The sequence below is a fragment of the Bacillus sp. cl96 genome (assembly GCF_900100505.1).
GTDB lineage: Bacteria > Bacillota > Bacilli > Bacillales > Bacillaceae_G > Bacillus_A > Bacillus_A cereus.
Window position 1 is genome coordinate 1 of the sequence record NZ_FNDM01000023.1, and the last position, 12,707, is coordinate 12,707.

A 12,707-nucleotide genomic window follows, 5' to 3' on the forward strand; every position below is an offset into this window, starting at 1 on the left:
CGAATTCATCACGCACCGTTGCATTTCAAGTTTTTGTACCAACTATCCCTGCTGTAAACCCAATTACAAATCAATCAAGCACAACATTCCAATATACGTATGATCCATCCAAACCTGCTGTGATGCAGATGGTTGCTTCTAACACTGTACAGACAACTATTAATAACGCCTCAATTGCCGCTACTAAATCTGCAGATAAACAGTTTGCTAACGTAAATGATATTATTACGTACACGACTACTTTAACGAATAACGGGAACACACTTGCATCAAATGTAATATTTACAGATGTAATTCCAAACGGAACATCGTTTATTCCTAATAGTGTTACTGTAAATGGGAATACACTGCCTAATGTCAATCCAGCAAGCGGAATTGCAATCGACCCAATAAATCCGAATGCAAATACAATCATCTCATTCCAAGTACAAGTAAATTCTATCCCGAATCCAAATCCAATCCCGAACCAAAATAATACAACGTACCAGTATGTCGTAGATCCTAACTTACCTCCAGCATCCGCCAATACGTTAAGTAACGTAATAACAACTCAAATTAATAACGCTACTATTGTCGCTACTAAGTCTGTGAATACACCGACAGCTGCAATTGGTGATATCGTTACCTATACGATTGCAGTAACAAACACAGGAAATATCCCTGCTAGTGCAACTGTTTTAACAGATGGACTTGGCGCAGGAGCTTCATTTATCCAAAACTCCGTAACGATCAATAATGTTCCACAACCAGGATTAGATCCATCACTTGGTGTTCACTTGGCAGATATTTCGCCAGGAGATACTGTATTCATTACTTTTCAAGCACAAATTTTAGCGATACCACCTAGTGGCACATTAACAAATAATGCTCTTGTAAATTATGAATATACCGTAAATCCAAACCAATCCCCTGCTGTTGGTAGCACAATAACAAATACAACAGTTACACCAATTATTGACGCTACTCTAGCAATAAATAAAACCGCCAATACAACATTCGCTACAATTGGCGATACAATTACATTCACTTCAACCATTACAAACAACGGAAACACTACCGCAAACAACATTATTTTTACAGATACAATTCCAAACGGTACAACCTTTATCCCAAATAGCTTTAAGATAAATGGAACAACCATCCCGAATACAAATCCACAAAACGGGATCAATATTGGTAACTTAAATTCAAATGCATCGGCTACACTCAGTTTTCAAGTAAACATTACAACACTTCCAAACCCGAATCCAATCCCAAACAAATCATCGCTTCAATATAGCTTTATTGTAGATATAAATGAACCGCCAGTTTCACGAACAGTTCAATCTAATAAAACCTTCACACAAGTAAATACTGCTTCTGTTATCGCAACAAAAACTGCAAGCAGTGCTTTTGCTGCTGTTGGAGATACAATTACGTATACAACTACCCTCACCAATAGCGGAAATACTACCGCAAACACACCTGTTTTTATCGATATATTACCACCTGAACTTTCATTCGTTCCTGATAGCGTACAAATTAATACCATCCCACAACTTGGATTTAGACCAGATAGCGGGATTTCTTTAGACTCAATTCCAGTTGGAGGAACAACAACAATTAGCTTTCAAGCTATCGTTGGCTCAATACCAGCTACAAATCCAACATTGAACCAATCTAGCACAACATACTCGATCATTGTTGACCCTACCCAGCCGCCGGTGACAGAAACAGCTACAAGTAATCCAACGTTAGTTCAAATTAACGAAGCGATTATTCAAGCAACGAAAAGTGTGGATCGACTATTTTCTGACATAGCACCTGGAAATTCATTTTTAACGTATACAGTTTTATTAGAAAATATAGGAAACACAACTGCTACGAATATCATTTTTACAGATCCAATTCCAAATAACACAGTATTTATAGAAGATAGCGTTCGAGTAGGCGGAGTTTTATTACCTGGAGTAAATCCAACGAACGGGATACCAATTGGAGATATTATTGCAGGAGATTTTACAAACGTTACCTTCCGTGTGCAAGTAGTTAGCATTCCAAATCCAATTTTCACAATTGGACCAGGCGGACCAAACTCACCAGTTATAAACGGCGCTTCCATTGATTATAAATTTATGACAGGACCTAATTTACCACTCGTTTCAAGAAATACGACATCCAATCCGGTTTCGACACAAATAAATTCCGGAGAAATTACACTTGTTAAATCTGTAGATAAAACTTTCGCAACAATTGGCGATACAATTTCTTATACAATTACATTAAGTAACCCTGGAAATGTCACTTCACAAAATATAATTTTCACAGATACTTTACCTGACGGAACGACATTCATATCTGGCACTCTTACAAACGATTCTGGTACACAGCAAATCGGAAATCCAGCGAACGGGATTCAGATTGAAAATATAAACCCAAATGGAACGGCTGTGATTACTCTCAACGTACTTGTTACAAACATTCCAAGTATAAATCCAATTTCTAATTTTAGTTCTGTACAATTTGCACATGTAGTTGATCCTAGCCAACCTGCCGTAACACAAACGAACGTATCTAATGCTGTTTCGACAACAATTAATAGTGCAATATTAACGACCCAAAAAAGCGTTGATAAATCTATCATTTCTGTTGGAGATACGATTACGTATACAACAACTATTACAAATACAGGAAATACAACCGCAACGAATATAACGTTCACAAGCGCAATTCCAGCTAACACTACCTTTATACCAAACTCAGTCAAAATAAACGGCGTTCAGCAATCTGGTGCGCAACCAGCACTTGGAGTAACTATACCAAATATCGCTCCTGGTGAAACAGTAACCGTTACTTTCCAAGCAAATGTTCTTTCTGTTCCCCCTTCAAGTTCGATTATGGGTAATGACACAATTTTATATTCTTATACTGTCGATCCAAACGGAACTCCTATTACAACTTCTACTTCAACGAATATCGTTACAAACCCGGTACTAGATGCTATGATAACAATGATAAAATCGGTAGATCAAACAATTGTAACACTAGGTGATACCATTACCTATACAACAATTTTAACGAATAATGGCAATACAAACGCAACGAATATTACGTTCACTGACCTTATACCAGACGGCACAACGTTCATTACGAATAGCGTCACAATAAATGGCAGCACACAAATCGAACTCAATCCTAATACAGGTATAACAATCGGAGCAATTGCTCCAAACAACTCAATATCTATAGCATTTCAAGTGACCGCTACTTCGACACCAAACCAAAATCCTATAGCCAATTCCGCTACTGCTTCTTACACATTTATCGCTGATCCAAATGCACCGATTGTTTCAAGAAATGTTACTTCAAACTCAGTATTCACTACAATTAATACAGCTACCATTCTTTCATCTAAACAAGTTGATAAATCATTTAGTCATATCGGGGACACACTCACTTATACTGTTACCTTAACAAACAACGGAAATTCATCTGCACAAAATGTTATATTCACAGATACAGTGCCAAGCGGAACAACATTTATTGCAAACACATTTTCTATTAATGGAGTTCCTCAAAGTGGGGCGGATCCATCGAACGGTGTGAATATTGGGACAATAACAGCCGGGACTACAGTAACAGTTTCGTTCCAAGTTACTGTAACATCATTACCAACCCAAAACCCAATTGTAAATTTCTCATCAACATCGTATCAATTAGTCTCACCGCCTGATGCAGAAACTTCAATTAGTAATCCCGTTTCAACCCAAATTAAAGAAGCAATATTATCCATGACGAAAAATGAAAGTGTATCCTTTGCAGATATCGGGCAAACTGCTTTTTATACTACTTCTATTACCAATATAGGAAATACCGATGCAACTAATATAGTATTCACAGATGCATTACCAAGTGGACTCACATTTGTTCCTAACACATTAACTATCGATGGCGTTTTACAACCTAACGCGAATCCAAATACAGGCGTATTACTTGCAACACTTCCACCAAATGAAATATATAGTATCGTATTTCAAGTTACAGTAAACAATATCCCACCTAGTAACCCAGCACCAAATACAGCAGCAACGACGTATGAATTTACTGTTGATCCTGTTAATCCTCCCGTTTCAAGTACAGCTAATTCCAACACGACACTCCTTCAAATAAACAACGCAACTATTATTAGCACAAAAACAGCAAATCTTACTTTTGCCGATGTTGGTAATACAATAACATTTACACTTAACCTTCCTAATACCGGAAATGTAACCGCAACTGATGTAACCATTATCGATATTCTTGATAGCAACTTAAGTTTCGTTCCAAACAGTTTCACAGCTAATGGGCAAACCATTCCAAACGCCGATTTATCAACTGGTGTAAATATCGGTTCCATTAATGGTGGTAATACGGCAATCGTTACATTCCAAGCAACTCTTATTACACTTCCAACACTTAATCCTATTTCTAACTCTGCTTCTACCACATATCATTATGTCGTTGATCCTAGCCAGCCACTTATTACAACTTCCAATCAATCTAATACAACGACCACACAAATTAATAGCGCTATCCTTACTGCACAAAAAAATTCAAATGTATCTACGGTAGATATCGGGCAAGATATTACCTACACCGTTACAATTACAAATAGCGGAAATGTAAGTGCAACAAATGTTATTTTTACCGACCTTATTCCAGACGGAACTTCCTTTGAACCGAATAGCTTTACACTGAACGGAACTAGCATCCAAAATGCAGATATCATTACAGGCGTTCCAATCGGTGATATCGCGCCAAACGAATCTGTCATCGTAGCATTTAACATTATCGCCAATGAAATTCCGCCTATAAACCCAATTACGAATCAAGCTAGCGTTAGCTTTCAACATATCGTTAATCCAGCTAATCCACCAATTTCAAAAAATATTACTTCTAACAACGTTACAACAAAAATTGAAAGTGCTATTTTAAACACGATTAAAATAGGAGATAAAACATTTGCAACGATTGGTGATACGATTACGTATACAACGACTATTACGAACACAGGCAATATTCCTGCTAACAACGCTATATTCTCAGACCCTTTACCATCGTGGACACAATTTGTTGCAGGATCAGTTATTGTTGATGGCACTCCATTACCATCCGCTTCGATCATTAACGGTGTTGGCATAAATACAATCAATCCAAATCAAACTGTAACAATCATATTCCAAGTACAAATCGTAAGCAATCCAACAACGTTCACACCTGAACTCCAAAACTTAGGATTTGTTAACTTCCAATATAACGTAGGCAATGCATTACAGGCTCAACCTGGCAATGTGGAAACGAATGTCTTCGTTACTTCTATTAATACAGCAATACTTTCAGCTGTAAAAACCGCTAATACAGCCTTTGCAAACATCGGAGACACAATCACTTATACAGTTTTAATTCAAAATAGCGGCAATACAAACGCTACGAATGTAAATTTCTCAGACCCAATTCCAGCAGGAACAACCTTTGTTGAAAATAGTTTTACTGTAAATGGAAGTACCATTCCAGGTGCAAATCCAAATAACGGAGTGAATATCGGAACAATTAGCGCGGATAGTTCCTTAACCGTTACTTTCCAAGTCATAGTTACATCAACTCCACCTTCAAATCCGATTACAAACGTAGCATCTATTCAATACACATTCATCGTTGATCCGGCCTCTCCTCCTGTTACAGGCACGATAAATTCTAATAGCGCTTCAACACAAATTAATAACGCGACTGTTACAACTGTTTTACAAGCAAATCGTTCAATTGTGTCTATCGGGGATGTAATTACGTATACAGCAACATTAACGAATACTGGAAACTTCCCTGCAAACTCTGTATTACTCATTAACGGAGTTCCTGAAGGAGCATTATTTGTTCCAAATAGTGTCACGCTCAACGGGATTTCACTTCCAGATGCAAGTCCAACTCTCGGTATTCCCGTTGGTATTATCGCACCAGGTGATTCCGCTACTATTACGTTCCAATTTCTTGCAAGTTCTATTCCACCACAAGGAGCAATTATAAATCAAGCACTTACAAGTTACACGTATATTGTCGATCCAAGTCAACCTCCTGTTACAGCAACATCCTCGTCTAATACGGTTAATACAGCTGTTGTTGATGCATCATTATCCGTAATTAAAAGTACAGATTCTCTCGTACAATCTACTGACGGTACAATCACTTACACAGTAGTCGTTCAAAATAACGGAAATACTACTGCAAATACAGTTACTTTAACAGATTTGGTCCCCGAAGGAACTGCCTTTATTCCGAATAGCGTAACTATTAATAGCGTTTCCGTTCCAGATGCTGATCCTAACGTAGGAATACCATTAAACTCCATCACACCGTCAGAAATCGTCACTGTAACATTCCAGGTTATCGTTCAATCTATTCCAAGCGTAAACCCAATTTCTAATACAGCCCGTATTGACTATACTTTTATCACCGATCCAACTGCTCCTATCGTCTCTCGAACAATTACGTCTAATCCTGCTTTCACACAAATTTCGGATGCGACTATCCTTTCTTTAAAAGCAGTCAATGCACCGCAAGCAACAACAGGTGATATTTTGACTTACACAATAACACTAGAAAATACCGGAAATATTCCAGCTACGAATCTCATATTTTCAGATACGATCCCCCAAGATACTACATTCGTAGAAAATAGTTTTACACTTAACGGAACAACTATACTTGATGCCAATCCAAATGTAGGTGTTACTTTACCTACCTTAGCAGCAAACGCTACTCACCTTATTTCGTTCCAAATTCTTATTAACGATTCATTCTCCCAAGAATCGATTACAAATCAATCCAATACAACATATACAATCCAACCAGACCCAGGGCAACCGCCTATTACTGAAATATCTACTAGTAATATCGTTATTACAAATTTCGTGCAAGCACAATTGGCAATTACAAAAACATCCAATCCAACAACTGTAGATATCGGTGGAACTATACTTTATATTTCTGAAGTGAAAAATATCGGTAATGTTGACGCAATAAATATTAATTTCACAGATTCTATCCCTGCTGGGACTACATTCGTTCCCGATAGTGTCACAATTAATGGTGTCCTTCAGCCAGGTGTAAATCCTGAAAACGGAATACCGATTGGAACAATTCCAGCAAACAGTTCCAAAACGATACTATTTCAAGTGCAAACAAATAATCCACCGAATGAAACTGAAATTGTAAATCAATCTTCAGCAACTTACCAATATGTAAGTATTCCTACAGCCCCACCAGTAAATCGCTCTGCAAATTCTAACATTGTTACAACATCACTTCAAAATGCAAATATTATTTCTGTTAAAAGTGCGGATGTAAATTTCGTATCAATCGGGCAAATGATTACCTACACAAATACACTACAAAATATAGGAACCGTTCCGGCTAACAATATCGTGTTCATTGATAACACTCCAGAGGGTACTATATTCATTGAAGATAGCTTAGCAATAAATAATGTAATTCAGCCTGGCGTGAATCCTGAAAACGGAGTAACTCTCGGCACGATACAACCAAATGAAACAGTCACTATTTCATTCCAAGTACAACTTACAAATATACCAGAGGGCAATACAGTCATTAATATTTCAGACACTTCGTACGAATACCAAATTGAACCTAGTTCTCCAATTATTCAGCGTAGATCGTTATCAAATGCAGTAAATACTGAAGTGCGAACGGCAAATGTTAGTGCAATTAAATCCGCTAACAGATCCATTACACGTATCGGTCAAATCATCACATATACAGTCGCAGTTACAAACGCCGGTACCATACCTATTACAAATACTCTCCTACTTGACGCAATTGCTTCTGGCACCACATTCGTTCCAAATAGCATTCTTGTAGATGGCGTACCAAGACCTAACGAAAATCCAATTACCGGTATCAATCTTGATATAATTCTTCCAAATAATACGATTATTGTTACGTTCCAAGTAAGCGTAGTTTCTATACCGCCACAAAATAACATTAATAATATTGCCGTCATTCACTATGAGTATCGACCAGAACCAAGCACACCACCAATTTCAGAAACGACCTCTTCCAATGCTACAAACATACAATTTATTGATGCTATTCTTATTGCTACAAAATCTGCTAATACTGTATTAGCTACTATTGATGAAACCATTGAATATACAGTATTCATTCAAAATAATGGATCGGCTACAACTAATTCCATCTTTTTTACAGATACTATAGCAGATGGAACAGTATTTATTCCAGGAAGTGTAATAGTTAATAATACTGTACTTCCTGCAGCAGATCCGAATATCGGCTTTTCCATTCCTAATGTCGCAGCAGGTCAAATGACTACAATAACATTCCAAGTTTCCGTTACGAATTTACCTACTGTAAATCCAACACCTAATACTGCAAACATCGTCTACGACTTTATTTTCAATCCTGACTTTGCACCAATTCAAAAATCTACTACTTCCAATACTACTTTTGTTCAAATTAATGATGCTGACATCGTTTCACTTAAAACTGTTGATTTAACCTCTGTAACGATTGGTGACATTTTAACTTATACAACAACTTTAACGAATACAGGGAATACGGATGCCACTGCTGTTGTATTTACAGACAATATACCTGATGGAACAACCTTTATTGACGGTAGCGTTTTAGTAAATAACATTCCGCAGCTTAACGCCAATCCAAGTGTAGGTATACTTGTAGGAACGATTGCTCCTAACATTTCTATCCCAGTCACATTTTCTGTTACCGTCGTAGCTCTTCCTGCTAGCGGTCATGTTCAAAATCAATCAACTTCTCGTTATACAATTAACGTGGAAGAACAAATATCGACTAGCAATATTACCTTCACTGAAGTTATTTCCGCTAATGTAATTGCGACAAAAACAACACCTATCCAATATGCTGACTTACAAACTATCATCCCTTATACAATTTCCATCATAAATAACGGAAATATACAAGTCGAAAACATTATTGTTACAGATATTATCCCGGCAAATACGAGCTTTATAGAGAATAGTGTTATTGTGAACGGCAACGCTCGGCCAAATGACAACCCTCTTAACGGTATACAAATTGATACCATTCCACCTAATACGACAGCAACCATTCTATTCCAAGTACGGGTTACTTCGATTCCACAAACAAATCCAATCTCTAACACGAGTACAATTGAATATGAATACACGGTACCAGATCGACCACCTATTACCGAAACTATTATTTCATCAGCTGCCGCAACAGAAATTAATCACGCAAATTTGAATAGTAATAAAGCTGTTGACCTTGCATTTGCAACGGTTGGTGATACGTTAACGTATACGATTACACTAAATCAAACCGGTAATGTTGCAGTAAATGATGTAATCATTCAAGATATTATTCCTCAAGGTACTACGTTTATAGAAAATAGCGTCATTGTAAACGGAGAAACTCTTCCAGGAGTGAATCCAGTAAGCGGCATACCAATTGGTACTATAATTGTAGGTGGAGGCGCTATCGTTTCATTCCAAGTAACTGTGACTTCTATTCCAACACCAAATGAACTAAACAACAACGCAATTACTACTTTTAATTATATAGTCAACCCAAATAACGTACCTGTTACAAATACGACTACAACAAACACGGTCACAACTACTGTCCAAAATGATAATGTCATTGCGATAAAAGCTGTTGATTTCACAAGTGCCTTACCCGGTCAAACTTTAACGTATACCATCACGATTACTAATAATGGTAATATCATTATCGAAGACCTTCTTTTAGTAGACACAGCACCAGCAGATACGACATTTGTTATTGGTAGTGTTACGATTAACGGAATCAATCAACCTAATGCGAATCCGGAAAATGGTATTACGTTAGGAAATCTTGCTCCAAATGAATCTGTTATTATTACATTCCAAGTGACAATTTCTTCTTCTACTCTTCAATCTACAATCAATAACGATGCTACTATTTCCTATACGCCTATTGTCGGTCTAATCCAACCACCTATTACGATTACAAAGCAAATAAATACAGTTACAAAACAAACAAATACCGTTACAACGACAGTCGTTGATCCGATGGTTGACATTGAAAAAACAGCTGACAAATCTATTGTCGTTATAGGAGATATCATTACATTCACATTAGCGGTATTTAATCACTCCCCAATTCCGACAATCAGTACTTCTGTTATAGACAGCATTCCAGCTGGTACAACATTTATAGAAAACAGCGTAACAATTAACGGTACTCCCGTTACAAATGTTCGTCCAGACACTGGTATTAATATCGGCTCTTTACCTGCAGATTCAGTAGCAACTATAACATTTCAAGTTCTCGTAACTTCTATTCCTTCAAACAGTACAATTATAAATTCTGCAACAGTTACCGCTGCCTTTCAATTGACACCACAGGATCCAATTATCACTTTCATTGTTAATTCAAATATCGTTCGTATACCAATTCAATTTATAACTGTAACAGTCACGAAAAATGCTTCCGTCAGCTCAGCTTATTTAAATCAATATTTTGATTACACGGTACGTATTACAAATACTTCCAAAATTTCACTCTCAAATATTTCTTTACAAGATACCATTCCAGCAGGTTTACAATTTATAAACGGCACTGTCTTTATTAACGGTGAACGCTCTCCACTAGCGAATCCGAATATCGGTTTCCTAGTTGCCACTAATTTGGAACCAAACGAAACAATTATCGTATTATTCACAGTACAAGTAATAAGTCCACCTGTTAATAATGAATTTAAAAATACGGCCAATATTTCGTTACAACTTCAAGTCTCGCCTACCGACCCACCAATTACAGTAACCGTTACAAGTAACGAAAACATCGTCACTTTTGTTCCAGAAAATCCAGATGAAACACTTCCAAATTTAAATTGCTTCTTTGACGGTGAACGCTTCATTCGCATTACTCCTCGAAATGTACGAAATTACCTTTGGACTTGGATTTGGTGGAAGTAATTGAAACAAAAAAGAGATTGTAGTTTGGTTGAAACCAAATTACAATCTCTTTTTCATTACCTATATCCCACTACGTTGTAACTCGTCCAAGGATATACAATCAAACAACATCTCAAGTTATCTTAGTCGTAATAAGTTGGCCAGCTTCATTAATAGTAACTTTCCATTTCACTCCACTAGCAGTCTTCATGATTATACCTTTACTTGCCTCTATTTCAATATCTCCAAACATTCTTCCGCCAGTTGTCGCTAACCAAGCGTTCCCATTTTCCATAGAAGACCTTGCAAAAATACGATTAATTCGAAAACGCTTATGATCTTGAGAATAACCACTTAATGTAATTCTAACTTTATATAACTGACTCGCCTTCATATTCGATATAATTGTATCGCCAACATTTAATGGAACATCCAACGCGATAACCCAACTTCCAGTTGCGCTTAATGCATATTCAATTTTAATTTTCTTTGGGCTCTCTCCCCACCCAAAATACATTCCAAAGCAATTTAACATTTGTATTGGTTTTTTCGTAAAATCCAGTTCAATTACAACTGGATTACTATCTGGAACGTCAATATAGTTTACACTTTGTTCATCTATTAAATTAAAGCAATTTGCGAGATTCCCCCCGTAAGGCACTTTCCCACTTACTTGCTTAATCGTATACTTCTGCTGAGCATTTACTAAAATATCATCTTGATTCCCTATTAAATGTGGTTTATTTAACGTAATCGGTAACTGAATTCGAAGAGATTCTTCATAGGTAGACTTACAAACATTGTATTGTCCTTTATCTACAATAGTTGTAGAAAGTAAATTTGAAAAAAGGTAGTTACGATGCGAATTAGAAGAAAATTCAATGACAATTTGTTCACTACTCATCCGGTACGTATCCCAAATCATACAATCAAATGTATTATACGCACCTGAGCAACGAATTGCTTTTTTCGTTTGTTGTCTACATTGCACTTGAATATCATGAAACGTATTTCCTGAACTTTCATTTGGCAAATCACTATTTCCATCTACTTCAATCCCATACACACATCCATCAATAAATATTGATTGAAATACATTGGCATTAATCCAGCAAGGTGTATTAATATCATCTATATACTCTGTTTTCAAATATATTGCAGTTTGAAAGTTTTTAATTTGAATAAATTTAACTTGAAAGAAACTAATATAATCCCATGCCTTTTGACAATAAAAATGTATAGCTTTTCCTTTATACGATGGAGTTGTATTTATTATATTTATATTTGATATAACAGATTGATTAGGTACTTCGATTTGTTGTGAACCAGAAACATAAATGACAGCCGATTGAAACAACGAATTTATAACTTGAATAGTACCACCAACTATCGAAGCGTTACTTTGTAGCTCAAATGCATTAAAATCCCCATCAATTTGCAGCGTTACGGTAGGATCTAACTCTAATCTTACGTTTGATTTAATAACAATCGGCTTTACAATTTTGTACGTATTTACCCCTGTAATTCTAACCGTCGAAATTCGATTCGCTACACAATAATCAATAGCTTGCTGAATTGCTAATGAGCTATCATTTCCCGAGTTTGGAACTGCGCCAAAACAATCAATGTGAACGCTACTTTCTGGCGCACAATCTTCTTGGGAAGAAATATATTCTGACAAAATAAATTCACTCCTCATATTACCTTTTTTCATAT

General features: G+C 36.5%; 2 protein-coding genes. One reads left to right on the forward strand and one right to left on the reverse strand.

The annotated features are described in order from the left end of the window. Positions 1–11,012, forward strand: an 11,012-nt coding sequence (locus BLT20_RS28035) for a beta strand repeat-containing protein (RefSeq protein WP_090869608.1), incomplete at its 5' end; no start/stop codon positions are given. 112 nt (positions 11,013–11,124) lie between these two features. Here the strand turns inward: BLT20_RS28035 and BLT20_RS28040 are convergent. Then, positions 11,125–12,672 carry a glycoside hydrolase family protein gene (locus BLT20_RS28040; RefSeq protein ID WP_000006060.1) on the reverse strand — a complete coding sequence of 516 codons (1,548 nt, stop codon included), beginning with the start codon at positions 12,670–12,672 and terminating at the stop codon, positions 11,125–11,127. Positions 12,673–12,707: the final 35 nt, after the last annotated feature.